At 70.5% G+C, this 17,530-nt stretch carries 11 protein-coding genes, 1 tRNA gene and 1 pseudogene; 6 read left to right on the forward strand and 7 right to left on the reverse strand.

Going from position 1 to position 17,530, the window contains the following annotated elements; all coding sequences use genetic code 11:
- Nucleotides 1-23 precede the first annotated feature (23 nt).
- Nucleotides 24-1,214: pseudogene (locus Q9R22_RS06925) on the reverse strand (IS3 family transposase).
- 384 nt (nt 1,215-1,598) lie between these two features.
- Nucleotides 1,599-1,674 (reverse strand) — tRNA-Arg (locus tag Q9R22_RS06930).
- A gap of 252 nt (nt 1,675-1,926) precedes the next feature.
- Here Q9R22_RS06930 and Q9R22_RS06935 point away from each other — a divergent pair.
- Both Q9R22_RS06935 and ettA read left to right on the forward strand, forming a co-directional pair.
- Complete coding sequence (locus Q9R22_RS06935) at nt 1,927-2,661, forward strand: single-stranded DNA-binding protein (protein ID WP_131332757.1); 735 nt, start codon at nt 1,927-1,929, stop codon at nt 2,659-2,661.
- Between the two features lie 153 nt (nt 2,662-2,814).
- On the forward strand, nt 2,815-4,497 hold the full coding sequence (gene ettA, locus Q9R22_RS06940; RefSeq protein ID WP_035962235.1) for an energy-dependent translational throttle protein EttA: 1,683 nt from the start codon (nt 2,815-2,817) through the stop codon (nt 4,495-4,497).
- 225 nt (nt 4,498-4,722) lie between these two features.
- On the opposite strand, the gene Q9R22_RS06945 is transcribed toward ettA, so the two are convergent.
- The 4 genes from Q9R22_RS06945 to Q9R22_RS06960 form a co-directional block, all read right to left on the reverse strand.
- Entirely contained in the window at nt 4,723-7,629 is a 2,907-nt protein-coding gene (locus Q9R22_RS06945) for a GNAT family N-acetyltransferase (RefSeq protein WP_131332759.1), read from the reverse strand.
- A gap of 86 nt (nt 7,630-7,715) precedes the next feature.
- Entirely contained in the window at nt 7,716-9,542 is a 1,827-nt protein-coding gene (locus tag Q9R22_RS06950; RefSeq protein ID WP_131332761.1) for an IucA/IucC family siderophore biosynthesis protein, read from the reverse strand.
- Nucleotides 9,539-11,590 (reverse strand): GNAT family N-acetyltransferase, encoded by a 2,052-nt coding sequence (locus tag Q9R22_RS06955; RefSeq protein WP_131332762.1) that lies wholly within the window; start codon nt 11,588-11,590, stop codon nt 9,539-9,541. Before Q9R22_RS06955 ends, Q9R22_RS06950 begins: the two co-directional genes overlap by 4 nt.
- A complete protein-coding gene (locus tag Q9R22_RS06960; protein WP_131332764.1) occupies nt 11,587-13,131 on the reverse strand; it encodes a pyridoxal-dependent decarboxylase in 1,545 nt (514 codons plus the stop codon). The genes Q9R22_RS06955 and Q9R22_RS06960 overlap by 4 nt, the downstream gene beginning before the upstream one ends.
- A gap of 203 nt (nt 13,132-13,334) precedes the next feature.
- On the opposite strand from Q9R22_RS06960, the gene Q9R22_RS06965 reads away from it, so the two are divergent.
- Nucleotides 13,335-14,105, forward strand: a complete 771-nt coding sequence (locus tag Q9R22_RS06965) for a siderophore-interacting protein (protein ID WP_207387890.1) — start codon at nt 13,335-13,337, stop codon at nt 14,103-14,105.
- Entirely contained in the window at nt 14,102-15,358 is a 1,257-nt protein-coding gene (locus Q9R22_RS06970) for an MFS transporter (protein WP_131332766.1), read from the forward strand. Before Q9R22_RS06965 ends, Q9R22_RS06970 begins: the two co-directional genes overlap by 4 nt.
- A 9-nt stretch (nt 15,359-15,367) precedes the next feature.
- On the opposite strand, the gene Q9R22_RS06975 is transcribed toward Q9R22_RS06970, so the two are convergent.
- On the reverse strand, nt 15,368-16,258 hold the full coding sequence (locus Q9R22_RS06975; RefSeq protein WP_131332768.1) for an acyl-CoA thioesterase II: 891 nt from the start codon (nt 16,256-16,258) through the stop codon (nt 15,368-15,370).
- A gap of 43 nt (nt 16,259-16,301) precedes the next feature.
- Between Q9R22_RS06975 and Q9R22_RS06980 the strand changes: the two genes are divergently transcribed.
- Together Q9R22_RS06980 and Q9R22_RS06985 are read left to right on the forward strand one after the other, a co-directional pair.
- Nucleotides 16,302-16,769 carry a thioesterase family protein gene (locus Q9R22_RS06980; protein ID WP_131332770.1) on the forward strand — a complete coding sequence of 156 codons (468 nt, stop codon included), beginning with the start codon at nt 16,302-16,304 and terminating at the stop codon, nt 16,767-16,769.
- Entirely contained in the window at nt 16,766-17,476 is a 711-nt protein-coding gene (locus Q9R22_RS06985; protein ID WP_131332772.1) for a hypothetical protein, read from the forward strand. Before Q9R22_RS06980 ends, Q9R22_RS06985 begins: the two co-directional genes overlap by 4 nt.
- Nucleotides 17,477-17,530 lie beyond the last annotated feature (54 nt).

The following is a 17,530-nucleotide window of genomic DNA, read 5'->3' on the forward strand; positions in this document are numbered from 1 at the left end:
ACGAACAGGTGACAGTTGGGGTGTCAGGCCGCGAGGCTCACGGCCGGGTTCATGATGGTCTCGTAGTCGATGGGGGTCAATCGACCGAGGCGGGCCTGTCGGCGACGGCGGTGGTAGGTCCGCTCGATCCAGGTGATGATCGCGATTCGGAGGTCTTCTCGGGTCCGCCAGCGCTTGCGATCCAGGACCTTCTTCTGCAGCAGCGAGAAGAAGGACTCCATCGCGGCGTTGTCGCCGGCAGCGCCGACTTTCCCCATCGAGCCCACGAGGTGATGACGGTTCAGAGCGTGCACGAACTTTCGTGACCTGAACTGGGACCCTCTGTCCGAGTGGACGATGCAGCCAGCGGCGTCGCGACGTCGGGATATCGCGTTGTCCAGGGCGTTCACCGCGAGGTGGGCCTTCATCCTGTCGCTGATCGAGCAGCCGACGATCCGGCCGGAGAACACGTCCTTGATGGCGCAGAGGTAGGGCTTGTTATCTTCTGTCCAGTGCTCGGTGATATCGGTCAGCCAGAGTTCGTTGGTGTCGTCAGCGCAGAAGTCACGCTTCACGAGGTCATCGTGGACCGGCGGCCCGGGGCGCTTTCCGTTCTTGCTGCGCTTCTTGCCGAACACGGACCACCGCTGGTTGTCCCGGCAGATCCGCCACGCGGTCTGCTCGCACATGCGCTGGCCAGCGGCCTCCGCTTCGCCGACCAGGAACCGATACCCGAGCTCGGGATCATCGCGGTGGGCGTCGAACAACGCGTTCGCCCGGTAGGCCTCGACCAGCTCAGACTCCGTGACCTGTTATTTCCGCCATCGGTAGTAGGGCTGGCGGAAGAGCTTTGAGGACTCGCAGGGACACCGCGACGGGGATACCGTCGGCAGCGAGCTCGTTCACGAGCGGTGGGGGCACCTCCCGCTTGCGGGGGAAGAGGATTTTCCCGGCAGGTTCGCCTGCGAGAGATACCCAGCGGCGCGGCGCAAGACCTCGTTCTCCTGCTCCAGCAGCCGGATCCGCTTACGCGCATCACGCAGCTCGGAGGACTCCTCGCGCGACTTGCCGGGACGGTCGCCGTCGTCGATGTCGGCTTGGCGGATCCATTTATGCAGCGTCATCTTGTGGACGCCGAAGTCCTTCGCGATCTGCTCGATCGTGACGTCATCCTCACGGTTCCTCGCGACGCGCACGACATCGTCGCGGAACTCCTGAGGGTAGGGAGCAGGCATAGTGCACATCCTTCCAGGCCGCCCTACGGGCAAGCCAGATCAGATGTCACCTATCCGTGCAGCAGTCCCGTGTGCGGTTACCACGGTGGAGACGGTGGGTGAGGTGGAGCGCATCCGCCCCGCGGCTTGAGCTGCGAGGGCGAAGCTGTGCCCATTGGCCGTGAGGAAGCTCGCCAGCTCTTGGTCGTCCTGAAGCGTGGGCATTGTCCGACTGGTCTGCTTGCCGGTGTTGGCGTCACGCCAGAGCACCGCCCAGGTGGTTGTCCCGTCCTTGCGCACGCGCTCTCGGATGCTCGCGATGAACCTGATCGTAGAAGCCGTGTCAACGAAAAACGGTCGCGCGTCAACATCGGAGAATCTACCCGCCTATGGCAAGCAGGTTTGTGGTGCCCCAGGAGGGAGTCGAACCCCCGACCAAGAGATTAGAAGGCTCCTGCTCTATCCACTGAGCTACTGAGGCGGGTCGCCGAAGCGACGACTCAGTTTAGCAACGCCTCCGAGCCGCTCGCGCACGTGGGTTGCTCCACCACCCCGTGCGGTCCGGGCTGCACAGATGGCCGACGTCGCCCGGCCGGGCATCGGGCTCTCCACACCTCCTTGAACGGAGCGCCGACGCCGCGTCCCGCGCGTCACGCTGGGTTCACCCCGATGCGGGGTTCAGCCCTTACCCGCCGGCCTCCGGGCCGCGGGTGACCGAATGAAGGAGCACCCCATGAGCGAACACGTGACACTGCGCGGATTCGTGGGCAAGGACCCGCAGTCGCACCTCTTCGACGACGGCACGATGGCCGCGCGCTTCCGCCTGGCCACCACGTCCCGCCGTTTCGACGCCGCCACCCAGACGTGGCACGACTCCGGCACCAACTGGTACTCGATCCGGTGCTTCCGCGCCCTGGCCATGCACGTCATGGCGAGCGTGCACTGCGGTCAACCCGTGGTGGTCACCGGCAAGCTCAGCATCAACGAGTGGCAGTCGGATTCCGGCCCGCGCACGATCGTGCAGGTGGATGCGGCGGCCGTGGGTCATGACCTGAGCTTCGGCACGGCCAACTTTGCCCGCTCGGGCGGGCGGAATCCGGGCGCCGGTACGGCAAGTGCCGCGCCGGGTGCCGGACAGGGGTCTGACGATACCGGCATCGACGGCGCCGGGGAGGACTCGAACGAGAACGCAGGGACCGCCGGGCACGATCGGTACCGCTCCGCTCGGTCGATGGGACTGTCCGACGAGGGGTTCGTGGATCTCACTTCCGGGGCGGTGATCGCGGTGGGGGAGCAGGACCACACGTTCGACGGCCTGACCCCGGCCGCTCCCGACGCCAGTGCCGCGGTCGGGGACACCCTGGGTGTCACGGAGGGGATGGACGAGGACGCCGAAGACGAGTCCCGTGACGGCGCCGACCGGACGCGTGAAACCTCCGACCTGGAGGGGGCAACCACGGGTGGCTGACTAGTAGGGGGCAGGCGGTGTCGTCGTACCAGGGAGCGATTCCGGAACCGGGACCGCACGGCCGGGGGACCGCGGCGCGGCGACGCCGGGAGGTGAGGGAACGACCTCGCTCCGTGGCTCGCGCGAGTGCGGCGGCGCGGTAGCCTGGAGGGTATGGCGGAATTTATCTACACCATGAACAAAGCCCGCAAGAAAGTGGGCGACAAGGTCATCCTCGATGACGTCACCATGTCGTTCTTCCCCGGCGCCAAGATCGGCGTGGTGGGGCCGAACGGCGCAGGTAAGTCGACGATTCTGAAGATCATGGCGGGGCTGGACCAGCCCTCCAACGGCGAGGCGCGCCTGAGCCCCGGGTACTCCGTGGGCATCCTTTTGCAGGAACCCCCGTTGAACGAGGACAAGACCGTCCTGGGCAACGTGGAGGAGGGCGTCGGCGAGATCAAGGCCAAGCTCGACCGCTTCAACGAGATCTCCGCCGAGATGGCCGAGCCGGACGCCGACTTCGACGCCCTGATGGAAGAGATGGGCAAGCTGCAGGAAGAGATCGACGCCGCCAACGCGTGGGATCTCGACTCCCAGCTCGAGCAGGCCATGGACGCGCTGCGGTGCCCGCCGCCGGACGCGGATGTGAAGGTGCTCTCCGGTGGTGAGCGCCGTCGTGTGGCGCTGTGCAAGCTGCTGCTCGAGAAGCCGGACCTGCTGCTGCTCGACGAACCCACCAACCACCTGGACGCCGAGTCCGTGCTGTGGCTCGAGCAGCACCTGGCCTCCTACCCCGGTGCGGTACTGGCCGTGACCCACGACCGGTACTTCCTGGACCACGTGGCCGAATGGATTTGCGAGGTGGACCGCGGCCGCCTCTACCCCTACGAGGGCAACTACTCCACCTACCTGGACACCAAGGCCAAGCGCATGGAGATCCAGGGCAAGAAGGACGCCAAGCAGGCCAAGCGTCTCAAGGACGAACTCGAATGGGTCCGTTCCAACGCCAAGGGCCGCCAGACCAAGTCCAAGTCCCGTCTGGCGCGTTACGAGGAGATGGCGGCCGAGGCCGAAAAGACCCGGAAGCTGGACTTCGAGGAGATCCAGATCCCGCCGGGGCCCCGCCTGGGCAACCAGGTCATCGAGGCCAGCAACCTCAAGAAGGGCTTCGGGGACCGCTCCTTGATCGACGGGCTCTCGTTCTCGCTGCCGCGCAACGGCATCGTGGGCGTGATCGGTCCCAACGGCGTGGGCAAGTCCACCCTGTTCAAGACCATCGTGGGTCTCGAACCGCTCGACGGCGGCGAGCTGAAGATCGGCGATTCCGTGCAGATCTCCTACGTGGACCAGAACCGCGAGAACCTGGACCCGGAGAAGACCCTGTGGGAGGTCGTCTCGGACGGGCTGGACTACATCAACGTGGGCAAGGTCGAGATGCCCTCGCGCGCGTACGTGTCCGCGTTCGGCTTCAAGGGCCCGGATCAGCAGAAGAAGGCCGGCGTGCTCTCCGGTGGTGAGCGCAACCGCCTGAACCTGGCGCTGACGCTGAAGCAGGGCGGCAACCTGCTGCTGCTGGACGAGCCCACCAACGACCTCGACGTGGAGACGCTGGGCTCCTTGGAGAACGCACTTCTCGAGTTCCCGGGCTGCGCCGTGGTCGTCTCCCACGACCGGTGGTTCCTGGACCGCGTGGCCACCCACATCCTCGCGTGGGAGGGCACCGAGGAGAACCCCGACCGCTGGTACTGGTTCGAGGGCAACTTCGACGCGTACGAGGAGAACAAGGTGGAGCGACTCGGCGCCGACGCCGCTCGGCCCAAGCGCCTCACGCACCGTCGTCTCACGCGCGACTGACATTCGCGCCACCGCGGGTCCTGTGCCCGCACCGGCCCGGCGCCCCGGCCACCGCACGCGCGGTGACCGGGGGCGGCGTCGGTTCGGGAGCGGGCCGGACCGCGGTGTCCGTGGACCGCTCTGCCCCGGGTGAAACCCATGAAGCCAGGCTCGTGCGACCGCCCGGTCAGCCCACAAGGATGCGGCGGCTCGCAACGTCAGCCCCGAATCGACCGCCGGTCGTGCTCAGCGGGACTCGGTGAGCCCGTCAACGCGAAGGAACGCCAACTGCCCGGTCTTCCCCGGTAACCGGATGGTCGGGCCGAGCTCGAAACCCGTGGCGATGAGTCGGGCCACGGCCCGGTCGTTGGACACGTCCGGTTCCGCCACGATTCGTCGGGTGCCGCAGCGTGCGAGCTGCGCGATGATGAGGCGCCCGAGTGCCGCGGTGAGTCCCGGGCGGCGGGTGCGCACGGGCGCCAGCAGGACATGCACCCCCAGGTCCCCGGGTTCCACCCGATACGTCGCGCCCACCGGATCGGCGTGGGGTTCGTAGCTCTGGAAGATACCCATGGGGGTGCCGTCGAGTTCCAGAAGCCACGCATGATGCGTGGGCGAGGCATCCAGGTACTCGTACACCTCGCGCACCCGCTCGCGGGCCCACCCCGTCATGCCCCAGAAGCGGGCTCGCGGCGCACGGACCCATTCGTGGATCACGGCCGCGTCCCGCCCCGCATCCACGGGCCTCAGCGTCACGCGCGGGCCCGGCGCGGACTGATCCGGTAGCGGTGGCAGTGCGCCCAGGTCGATGGATCCACCGGACGAGCTGGCCGAGCCGGCCGGACCGGCCGGACCCATCGCGCCGGACCTCCCCACGGAACCAGCCGGAACCCACGGCAGAGCGTGATCCATCTCCCCGCGCGACCACCGGTGCAGCGGCGGTTCCGTGCACTCGCCCCGGGCCACGGGGTCGGGTGTGATCCACCATGACGCCGCGGGGTCGGCCAGATCCCACAGCACCCGCGCAGCGGGGACACGCACGCACGCGGGTCCCGTGCCCGGTAGTGTCCCCGCCGCGAGCAGGCAGTCCGCGTCCCCGCCCACGGGAACGGGGTCCGCCGCGGTCAGGGCCGGGTCACTGCGCCACGGGGTGTACACATGCAGTGCGCCCCACGGCGGGAGCGCCGTACCCGGGTGCTCGTGGGCGACCCGTTCGAGGGCCGTCCTGGCGCACCAGCGGACGTCCACTCCCAGGTCAGGGCCGTGACGCACGATGTTCTCCACCGCGAGTCCCACTCGTCCGGGCCCGTGCAGGAACGGGTCCCACACGGTCGGCATGCCTGTGGGTCCCGAGAGCACCGATAGCGGGGTGGTCCGCATGAGCTCGTGAACGAACGCGTCCCGCCACACGGCGAACAACGACGCTGTCCAGGACCCCGCCGCCATCGACCCGTCCCAGTCGAGCAGCGCCGCACGGACGGAGTCGGCCGCCTCCGCCGATGCATTCGTCGTTCGGGACTCCCCCTTCGGTTGCGATGCCGCACCGGCCGCCGACGGCTCATTCGCAGGTCTCGCCGGCGCCCCCAAGGGTCCCGACGCCACGTCCGGCTCAGGCGCCGTCCGCACCGGCCCCGTGGAACCCACCCGCGCCACGGTGGCGACCGGGTCCGACACGGCAGTCGGAGACGCGTCCGCGAACAGCTCCCTCAACAGCGGGGGCCAGTGCGGAGCGGCTGTGTCCAGCTGGGCCGCCAACAGGTCCTCATGACGCACGGCACCGTGTTCGGCCACGGCGGCGTCGAGCAGGTGCGTTGCCCGCCGGGCCCGGTGCGGGGGCGCGCACGCGAGCCGCGCGGCCGAAGCGCAGGGGTCCGAGGGGCGCTGATTGGCGCGCACGGTGATCCCGTGCAGCGGTCGGGGCGGTTCGGCGGCCCCCAGGAACGACCCCGTGACCGTGTGCCGGCATGAGCCGTCGCGGTCCGCGGCCACCACGTCGTTGCACGGCACGGCCCACCCGGACACCGCCTCCATGACGTTGCCCGCTGTGCGCGCCGAGAGCAGCTCACGACATGCCGAGAACGCCCGCGCAGGGTCCGCCGTGGGCGCGGGGAACACCACGGTGACGGTGGTCGCGGTGCCGGGCACGGCGGCGTCGAGCACTGCTTCCGCCGCGGGAGTGCCCGGCAGCACGAACCCCGCCGCGCACGAGCGGAGCAAACAGGCCCGTTCGACACTGCCGCGCGCCCGCAGCACCACCGAGCGGTGCTCGAGCCGTTCACCCGTGGTCGCGACGTACCACGCGCCGTCACGGTTCTCGACAGCTAGGTCCGCGATGTGTTCCGTTGTCGTCATGGCGGCCGTAATGGCCCACGCGGCGCTTTCGGTGCGCCCGAAGTGCGGGACCCCTGGCAACCCCACGAGCGCGAGACCCCGCACCCGGACGTCCGGCGTGGAGAGGCACACGGGCTGATAGGGCCCCGATTCCTCCGCGACGCGGTGCGGGTCCGCCGCGAGCAGCGGTGCGCCGCTCGCGGACAGCTCGCCCGGAACGAGCCACGCATTGGATCCGGCCGCCGCGGGGGATTCGGCATCGAGCACGGGGACCCAGGCGTCGCCGAGTTCGCGCCGCACGCGGCGTCGCCACAGCTGCTCGGGGAGACTCCCCGTGAGCAGGTGCGCATCGAGGTGCACGGCCATCGGGGTCCAGGGGTCCCACGGCCGCACGGTCCGCTCGGCGAGACCGAGCTCGCGCACCTCGGGGGTCCCTGACCAGGTCTCGGCCAGTGCCTCGCTGATCCCGCGCGCGTACGCGGCGAAGAACTCCCGGTCCCGCGCCGACGCCGCGTCCCACCACCGTCTGGCCGTGCCGGGGACGTCCGCGGCCAGGGTGAGGTGATCGCCGTCGAGCCCGTCCGGTCCCACGAGCTCCGCCGAGCGCCCCTCGGCGCGGTGACGCAGCACCTCCACGTGCCAGGCCCTGTCCACACCGGTCACGTAGCCGTGGCCGTGTGCCAGCGCGGTGAGATCGTCCGCCTGCACGTGGGGCACACCGAAGGGATCGCGCCACAACCGCCAGCCGGGGCCGGACCGTTCAGGACCGGCCCGCCCGGCATCAGACTGCTCAGAACCGGTCCGCGCGGGGGCAGAGAGCATGACACTCCGTGACCCGCGAGAGGCACGCCCCGGCCCAGCACCGTCGGTGCGCGCTCCCGCGGATCCGCCGCCGGAACACCGTGCGCTCACGACGCGGGGCCCGCATCAGGGGAGCGGAACGCGGCCAGCGGATTGGTCAACCGACCGGCGTAGGTCAGGGACGCCGACTGGTCGGCCAGATCCACCATGCGCTGCGGGTTGCGCAGTTGCAGCCGGTTCAGGCACGAGTGGGCGAAGGTCTCCCGGAACAGGTCCAGCTCGCGCCAGTGTTCGGGGAAGCGCTCGCGGTGCTCGTCCAGGACCTTGGCCCCGAGCGCCCAGAACTCCTGTTCGGGGAGCACACCGGAGGTGTGCAGGAGCACCGCGAGGTGCCGCAGGACGCCGTCGACCACGTCCGTGTGGATGGACAGCTCCCGCTGCTCCGGCTCCACCACGGAACGGATGCGTTCGATCCCCTCGGGCAGGGGCCGGTCGCTGAGCACCGCGACTTCCTCCCCGATGTCCTTCCAGAACGCACCGACCGGGAACCCGTCGCGCAGGCGCAGGATCACGTTTTCGCTGTGGGGCATGAGCGCGATGTCCTGGGACAGCAAGAGGTGCGCGACCGGGACCAGGTACACGTCGAGCAGGGCGCGCACCCAGTCCCTCGCGGTGACTCCCGAGCGCTCGATCCACGCTTCCGCGAGGGGCCGCCCGGCGCAGTCCCGGTGCAACACCCCGGCCAGGCTGGCGGCGTGCTCCCCGGGCTCGAGCATCGGCACCGGGGACTCACGCCACAGCGCAGCCAACTGTTTGGTGTGGTCGGAGGCCACACCGCTGCGGTGGTGGGCGTCCCCTGTGTAACCCACCGCGGCGTGCTCGCGCAGCACCCGGATCCCGCGTGAGCGCAGGAACGGATCCTCCCGGGTGATCCCGTGCAGCCAGTCGCTCACGGCGGGCATCGTGCGCATGTAGGCGGGTGAGAGCCCGCGCAGGAACCCCATGCTGTGCACCCCGAGCGCGGTCTTGGCGTAATCCCGCGCCGGGTCGCTCACGTCCAGGAACGTGCGCACGGACTGTTGTGCGCGCCACTCGTGCTCACTGCGGCCCACCAGGATCAGGTGGCGCCGCAGCACGTCCGGGAGCATCCCGGGCAGGATGCGGTGCTCCCACTGCCACGGGTGCACCGGGAGGAACGTGTACTCGTCCGGGTCCTCGCCGGCCTCGGTCACCGCCGCGCGGAAACGGTCGCGCTCACCGGCGGTGAGGTGCCGGTCCTCATGGTCACGTTCGTTCACGTGCTGCCCCAGGGACACGGTGCACAGACTGCGGCGCGCGGCGAGCCACGTCAACCGGGCGGGGTATGCCGCCTCGGGAGCCCATGACGTCTGTTCGGACGCACCCATGCCCACCCGGCCCGAGCTTGCGACGAATCCGGGATGTCCCCGGTCCAGGAAACGTTCCACCTCGGCGAGGTCCGCGGTCGCCAGTTCCGCGGCGGTCGGTGCGGGTACGGCACGACGACGCGCCATCGAGTACATGGTTGCGGACAGGTCCTCGAGGTACAGCGGGAGCATCTCGTCGGTGAGTCCCAGGACGTCCTTGAGGTCCAGCACGGCCTGCTGGGCGTCCGGTTCCTCGCCGGCGTCCCCGGGGATGATGCGCCGCACCGAAGCGGGGTCCACCTCCCAGTGCTCGAGCGGGTGCCGGGTGGCCTCGAAGTACCAACTCGGGCGCCCGGCGGCGTCGGCCACGGTCCAACCGTCGCCGTGCGGGGCGGGATGCAGCAGCCGTTCGTGACTGAACTCGGAGAACATCTTGGCGAGCACGTCCTGCTGCAGTCGCCGTGCGGCCCGGCGGTCCAGCCGGGGCTCGGGCGTCGGGGCGACGTCCCGCTGTTCATCGGGGATGCGGGTTTCGACGACGGCGCTCATCGGGTCACCCCCGCGCGCTCGGCCACGGAGGCTTCCGTGTCCGCGGTCCGTACGTGGTCCTGCGGTCCGTCCCCGCGGACGACGACGCTCACGGACGCGGTCTTCTCCGCCAGGTGGCACTCGCCCACCTCACGGAACCCGGCCCAGCGGTTGATCGCGCGGATCCGCTCGTTGCGGACGTCGGGTTCCACGAGAACGCGCTGCACCGCGGGGTCCGACCACAGCAGGTTCAGCGCCGCCGCCATCACGGCTCGCGTGGTCCCCGGAACCGGACGGGACGTGGGGGCCACGAACAGGTGCAGACCGGCGTCGCCGTCGCGGACCGGCCACACCGCGGCCAGGGGGCTGCGGGCGGGGTCGTACGTCTCGAGCAGCGCGAGCGGGCGGTCGTGTTCGCTGACGATCCAGGCGTCCTCTCCGTCCGCCGCGGTCATCCTGTGGTACTCCCGGGAAATCGTCTGCTCGTCCGCGCCCACGAGTCCCCACGCGTGCGCACGCGGGGAACTCAACCACGCGTGCAACAGCGCCGCGTCCCCGTCCGGATCCACCGGCCGCAGCGTGAACGCGCGCCCGAGAGCGCGGGTCTCGAACGCGCCGTCGGGCCCCACGGCGGGGGCGACATGACGCTGGGGGACGTGACCGAAACTCTGGAACGTCGTGTGGTCCTCGGTGATGTACGGTGTGCGGCCCGTGACGTGCGCGAGCACGTGCGCGTTGCGCAGCGGTCCCATCCCCAGGTCGGGTGCCGTGAGCGCATGCGTGTGCTCGCCGTGGTTGAGTACGTGCACGGTCCCGTCCGGGCTGGCCCGGTGGTACCGGTCGGGGCTGAGCCGCCCTGAGGTGTCTAGCGAGAGCTGGTCCCGGACCGGTGCGAGCCAGTCCGGGGCCGCGGACAGGTAGCCCGTGGCCGCGACGACGGCATCGGTCACGGTCTCGCGCACGTGGTGGTTCTCCGAATTGCGCCAGCGCAGGACGGTGCGCCCGGCCTCGTGCCACGCGTCCACGAGTTCGGTGGCCGCGACGAGGCGCACGGGCGGCGCGTCCGGGTCGTTGCGGCGCACGTACAGGGCCTCGTGGATCGCGTCGATCGTCGCGTCCGAGATGCCGCGGTGCAACTGGGGTTGGGACGCGTTGAGCCGGTCCCGCTCGGCCTCCGGGAGGGACCGGAAGTGGTCGAGGTAGTCGGGCGACGTCAGTTCGAGGCTGAGCTTGGAGTACTCCATGGGGTAGAACCGTGGTGAACGGGTGAACCAGTCCACGGCCGGCCCGCCCGGGGTGTGCAGCAGGTCCAGGAACACCTCCGCGGCCGACTGGCCTGAGCCGATCACGGTCACGTGCTCCTCACTCACCAGAGTCTCCCGGCGGGACAGGTACTCACTCGCGTGCACCGTGGTGTCCGGGACGCCGGACAGTTCGCCCGGCGTGCGGGGGACCGTCCCCGTGCCCACGACCAGGTGGCGCGCCCACCACGAGTGCTCGACGCCGCGGGCGCGGGCCGTGACGCGCCACGGACCCTCACCCGTCGGGCGGGTGACCTGGGTGACCCGGTGTCCCCAGCGCACCCCGCGGACTCGCTGCGCGGCCCACCGGCAGTAGGCGTTGTAGTCCCGCCGCAGCGGGAAGAAGGACTCACGGACGTAGAACGGGTACAACTCGCCGGTCTCCTTGAGCCACTGCAGGAACGAGAACCGCGAGGTGGGATCCGCCATGGTCACGAGGTCCGCGAGGAACGGGACCTGCAGCGTGGCGTCGTCGAACATCAACCCGGGATGCCAGTTGAAACCGGGGGCCGCGTCCAGGAAGGCGGCGCGGACGTCCGGCAGAGGGTCGGTGAGGCATGCGAGTCCGAGTCCGAACGGGCCCACCCCCACGCACAGCAGGTCCAGGGGGGCGTCCGGGGTGCCACGCTGAACGGTGCCCGGGGCGTCAGTGGGAGTCGACGTGGCGTCCGACGGCGTCGATCCCTGGTCCGCGGGCCTGGAGTCGTCGTGTGCCGGTTCGGTTCCGTGCCGACGGTCGGGGTGGGACGCGGTCGTGCGGGGGGTCATGCGCGGGCCTTTCCGGTGCGATCGTGGGCGGTGAGGGACAGGGCGGTCTCGTGGATGAGGTCCAGGACCTCCCGGACGTCGGCGAGGGTCGTCTGCGGGTTGAGCAGGGTGAATTTCAGGCAGGGACGCCCGGCCACCTCGGTCTCCGCCACGGTGGCGCGGCCGGTGTCCCACACAGCGCGGCGGATCGGGCGCACCCAGCGGTCCGCGGTCTCATCGACCGCGTCCGGGCCGTTCCCCGTGGTGGAGGAGGCGTGCGCGGCAAGCGGGGCCCCCGCGGCGTCGTCGTTCCCCGCATCCGGAGGTGTCCAGCGGAACAGCACGGTGCTCAGGGACGGGTCGCACACGAGCTCGAAGCGCGGGTCCGAGCGCAGCTCGTGGGCCACACGCGCCGCGAGGTCGATGACGGCGTCGAACATCGCGCCGATCGCGTCCGGGCCCATCGTGCGCAGCGTGACCCACAGCTTGAGCGCCTCGAAGCGGCGCGTGGTCTGCAGGGAGCGGTCCACCTGATTGGGTTCGGGGGTGTCCGCCGGGTTGAGGTACGCGGCGTGATGCGCGCAGTGGCGCAGCGTGTGGCCGTCCCGCACGATCACGGCGGAGCACCCGATGGGCTGGAACCACGCCTTGTGGAAGTCCACGGTTACGGAGTCAGCGCGGTCGATCCCGGCGAGCCGGTCGCGGCGCGTGGGGGAGACCAGCAGCGCGCCGCCGTAGGCCGCGTCCACGTGGAACCAGACCCCGTGCTGCGCACACACCTGCGCGACGTCCTCGAGCGGGTCGATCGTGCCGCGGTCCGTGGTGCCCGCGGTGGCCACCACGGCCATGGGGGTCAGCGACTGGGTCGCGAGGTCCGCCAGCACTCGACGCAGCGTCGGCACGGACAGTGCCCCCGCGGCGTCGACCGGGACCGGGACCACGCAGTCGTCGTCGAGTCCCAGGATCCGGGCGGCCGTGCTGACCGAGAAGTGGCTCTCCGCGCTCGCGAGGATGCGCAACGACGCCGCTCGCACCGGCCGCGGGGCCGCGTGCGGGGTGCGCGCGGAGCGTTCGAGGCATTCGTCGCGGGCGAGCATGAGCGCCTGCAGGTTGGAGGTCGTCCCGCCCGGGGTGAACATGCCGTCCGCGGCGGCGGGGAAGCCGATGCGCCGCGCCGTCCACGTCAGCAGCGAACGTTCCATCACGGTCGCCGCCTTGGACTGGTCCCACGTGTCCATCGAGACGTTGACGGTGGCGGCCAGGGTCTCCGCGGCGACCGCGGGCACCGCCACCGGGCAATTGAGGTGCGCGAGCGTCCGGGGGTGATGGAACCACACCGCGTGGCGCAACCACGTACGGTCGAGCTCGTCCACCGCAGCGCCGAAGTCGTGCAGCGGGGTGTCCAGGTCGATCCGCGACAGTGCCCGGTCGATCTCGTCGTGGCTCGCGGGTTCGTGGGGTTGTCGCGCGCCGGCCAGGCGCGCCGCACCGGCGGCCGCGGCTGCGGTGACATCGCGCATGAGGTCCGTGACGGTGTCCGCGTGGAGCAGGGATGAACTCATGGAACGGTTCGGCTTTCGTTCGGGGGCACTCGGATGCAATAAGCTACACGGTGGTAACTAATTACTGATAGGTTAGGCTAACCTAACATTCAGCAATTGTGCACCGCCCGATCCACCCCGGAACACGCGGAACTGCCTCGCGACCTGCCGGTTCCTTCCGGGCTGGTGTTCCGTGACCCGCCCGCCGAACGAGGAGAACGCCCGTGCCCCACTGGGAACGTCTGGCCGTCCGAGCCCTCGGGGCTTCCGAGACCGTGCTCACGGTGGTGAGTCGCCGCGACGTCGGCCCCGCCTACACGCGCATCACCGTGCGGCACGAGGGGTTCCTCGCGCGCCACACGCCGTTCCCGACCATGTGGTTGCGGTTGTGGTTCACGTCCCGCGGCAAGGACCACCAGCGGGCGTTCACGGTGGTCGACCCACGCCCGGACGAGGGCGTCTTCGACATGGAGTTCGCCCTGCACGACGGCGCCTCCTCCGACTGGGCTCGCACGTGCGCACCCGGCGACACCATCCGGGCGTCGCTGCTCGGCAGCGCCCCGCCCTGGCCGCCGCGCAGGACACCGCGCCGCGGTCACGGGTCCGAACCCGCTCCGGGGCTCGATGCCGATTTCCCGGGACGCACGGTGCTCGTGGGCGACCCCGCGAGCTTGCCCGCCCTGAACTCCATGCTCCCGCTGTTGGGAACCCGCGACGTCGAGGTGTGGTTCGAGTACCGCGACCCGCGCGACGCCGACCTGCCCCTGGCCGCAGCGAAGCGCCACCAGGTGCACACGGTGCACCACATCGGCGCGGGGGAGGACGTGGCCGCGGCCGTGCTCGCGCACTGGGAGACGCATCCGCCCGCACCGGGGGACCGGTACTGGATCGCTGTGGAGGCGCAGCAGAACCGCCTGCTGACCTCGGCCCTGCGCACCCGCTACGGCGTGCCCCGCACACACATCGACGCCACCGCCTACTGGAGGAACGTATGAGCACCATGACCCTGTCCGCGCCCGCGGGGATCCGCACGAACCGTGGGTTCTGGGGGCTGCTGTGGGCGCTATACACCACGCAGTTCATCGGGGCGGCGTTCCTGTCCACCGGCCTGGTGGGCATCCTGCGCGACGGCGGCACGGACCTGGGGACCCTGGGCGCCCTGCAGCTGCTCGCCCTCGTGTGGCCCGTGAAGTTCCTGTGGGCACCCCTGATCGATCGGTGGGCGCCGGGCCGGGCGCGCGGGCACTACAGGTCGTGGTTGCTCGTGCTGCAACCCCTCATGGTGCTCGCCCTGCTGGCCATGGCGGTGTTCACCGACCCGCAGGACGGTCTGAGGGTCCTCGTGATCCTGGCCGCGGCGTTCGTGCTCTTCTCCGCGACGCAGGACATCGCGGCGGACGCGCTGTCCGTAAGGGCTCTCGATCGCTCCCAGCACGATCTCGGTGCGGGGGTCCAGGTGGGGGCGAGCTACATCGGGACCGTGATCGGCGGCGGATTGGCCTTGCTGATCTACGACGCATGGGGATGGCGGGCCGCGGTGATCGCGCTCGCACTGTGCACCGCGGCCGCGATGGTCCCCGTGCTGCGGCATCGGGAACCGGAGCGCGCGGCGTCGAACGCGCAACCCCGCGGGCTCTCCGGGATGTTCGGCATGCTGGCCGTACCGGGGGCCAAAGCCTGGGCGCTCGGTGGTGTCCCCCTGGTGACGTTCGGCTCCGCAGCCGTGTGGTCCCTCGTGACCCCGGCACTCGTGGACGCGGGGTGGTCACTGGCCTTCATCGGCGCGGTCACCTCCATGATCGCGGCGGCGCCCGCCCTGGCCGCGGCACTCCTGGGCGGCCGGTTGTGCCGACGGCGCGGGCGCGGCGTCACGCTGTTGCTCGGCGCCGGGATCCAATTGCTCGGTGGGGTGTGTCTGGCCTCCGTCGTGTGGCCCGGTGCGGGCGTGGACCAGTGGCTGCAGGTGCCGCTGGGCGTGGTGGGAGCCTGCGGCGTGCTCGCGGGCTACACCGTGATGAACACGGGCATCTACGCGGTGAACCTGGACCTTGCGCGTCCCGGGTGCGCCGGCGCCGACTTCACGCTCCTGAGCTCCATCGGCATGCTCGGCGGGAGCGTCGGTGCGTGGGCGGCCCTGTTCCTGGCCGGCATGGCCGGCTACGGCGCGTCACTCGTGTTCGGACTCGCGGTGTCCGTGGCGGGCGTGATCGTGTGCCGGTCGCACCCGCTACTGGCACGCCGCGCGTGAGGGCCCCGCTCAGTGGAACTCGGGCAGGCGCATCATGCCCTCCTGCACCGTGGTGGCGATCATCGTGCCGTCCCGCGTGAACATCTTGCCGATGGCCAGACCCCGGGCCGAGGATGCGTTGGGGGAGGTCTGGGTGTAGAGGATCCACTCGTCCGCGCGGGCGTAGCGGTGCCACCACATCGCGTGGTCCAGGGAGGCCACGTTCATGCCGCGCTCGCCCCAGGACCGGCCGTGACGGCGCAGGATGGGCTCCATCATCGTGTAGTCGGAGACGTACGCGAGGGCCGCGCGGTGGATCGCAGGGTCGTCCGGCAGCGGTGCGAGCGCCTTGACCCACACCGCGTTGTAGGAGTCGTGCGGGCCCTGCCACGGCAGGAACAGCGGCTCGGTGATGTAGCGCATGTCGAACGGGCGCTCGAAGGCCTGAGCACGCGCCTCGGGGATGTTCAGGGCGCCGAAGGTCTCCCGCAGGGAGGGCAGGGACTCGGGGTCCGGCACGTCCTGTGGCATCTCATCCTGGTGCTCGAGCCCCTGGGCGGGCTCCTGGAAGGACGCGATCATCGACAGGATGGTCTTGCCCTCCTGGTAGGCGTGGATCCGGCGCGCGGAGAAGGACCGGCCGTCGCGCACGCGCTCCACCCCGAACGTGATGGGCAGCTCGATGTCCCCGCCGCGCAGGAAGTAGGCGTGCAGCGAGTGGATCGCGCGGTCCGGGTCCACGGTGCGCATCGCGGCCATCGAGGCCTGCGCGAGCACCTGCCCGCCGTAGACGCGGGCGCGGGGGGTGGTGATGGTGCGGCCCACGAAGATGTCCTCCGTGGTGCGTGCGCCGCCGCCGTCGGCCAGATCGAGCATCCGGATGAGGGCGCCCACAGGGTCTTGCGTCGGGTCCATAGTCATGGATCCACTCTAAACCGGCGGGTGGATGTGGTGTGATGGAACCATGACTTCTCTTAACGTCCCCGTGCAGATGCGATTCTTCGACCAGGACCAGTACGGGCACATCAACAACGTGACCATGCTGCGCTACTTCGAGGACGCCCGTGTGCGGCTCACCGCATCGCCCGTCACAAAGGACCCGGACCACGGTATCCCGGAGGACACCACGTTCCGCGAGTCCGTGGGGGAGCTGCGCACCGTGGTGGCCCACCAGAGCGTGGACTACAAAGAGCAGCTGTTCTTCCGCATGGATCCGGTGTTCGTGCGCACGTGGATCTCGCGCATCGGGGGGTCTTCGTTCACCATCTCCTACCGGCTGCAGGAGGAGGACGGCTCCCACGTGTACGCGGAGGGCGAATCCGTGATCGTGGTGATGGACCCGGGGACCGGCCGCAGCGTGAAGCTCTCCGAGGACCACCGCGCCGTGCTGGGTTCCCTGGAGGACGACGTCGAGTATTCCCACGCGCAGTGAGCGCCCCCCGAGAGCCCGGCGTCGCGGGCTTCACCCTGCTCGACCGCCAGGACGCCGCTGACCTGGCCACCTACGTGAGCCGCGCCCGTTCCGTGGACCCCCAGGCCGCGGTGCGGCTGCAGGGTCTGGACCGCGTGCTCGCCGCGTGGGTCTCCGTGATCCACCCCGCGGGCCTGCTGGATACCGCCCCCGTGGTGCTGGGGCTGCGCACCATGGGGCTCGCGCAGTCCTGCGACCTGGACGTCACCGTGGCCGCGGCCGCCATCACGGACCGGCTCGCGCGCGAGACGGGCGCTCGCGGGTCCGACGACGACGCCCCGGTGTGGATCAGCGCCCCGCCGCAAGAGGTCTCGGCCTCCTGGGCGGGGATCGTGGCCCCCCGTACGGGGTGGCGCTCCCTGGGGTCCGTGCCCGCCCACCGCGTTCGCGACGTGGCGCACCGCGGTATCCGGACCGTGTCCGATTCCGTGCCCACCAACTCCGGCGCCGCCGTGGTCCAGAAGGTCCGCGCGCGGGTGTGGGGTGCCGGGTCCGGTTGGGGTCCCCTGGAGGGCCCGGAGATCCCCGACGGCGCCGCGTTCGCCCTGGACGTCCTGGGGTTCATCCCGGCGTCTGAATCGGACGTGCACGTCGCGGCCGAGGCCTCAGGCCAGTGGGTGCGCCTGAGCACGGGTGCGGGTCACGTGCTCGTCAAGGTCTCCCGCTGAGACCCGGCCCCGCCCGGTAAGGCGGTGCCGGGACCGGGCCCCGGCACGCGAGGA

It is taken from the genome of Kocuria sp. PD6 (genome assembly GCF_031844145.1).
Taxonomy (GTDB): Bacteria; Actinomycetota; Actinomycetes; order Actinomycetales; family Micrococcaceae; genus Kocuria; species Kocuria marina.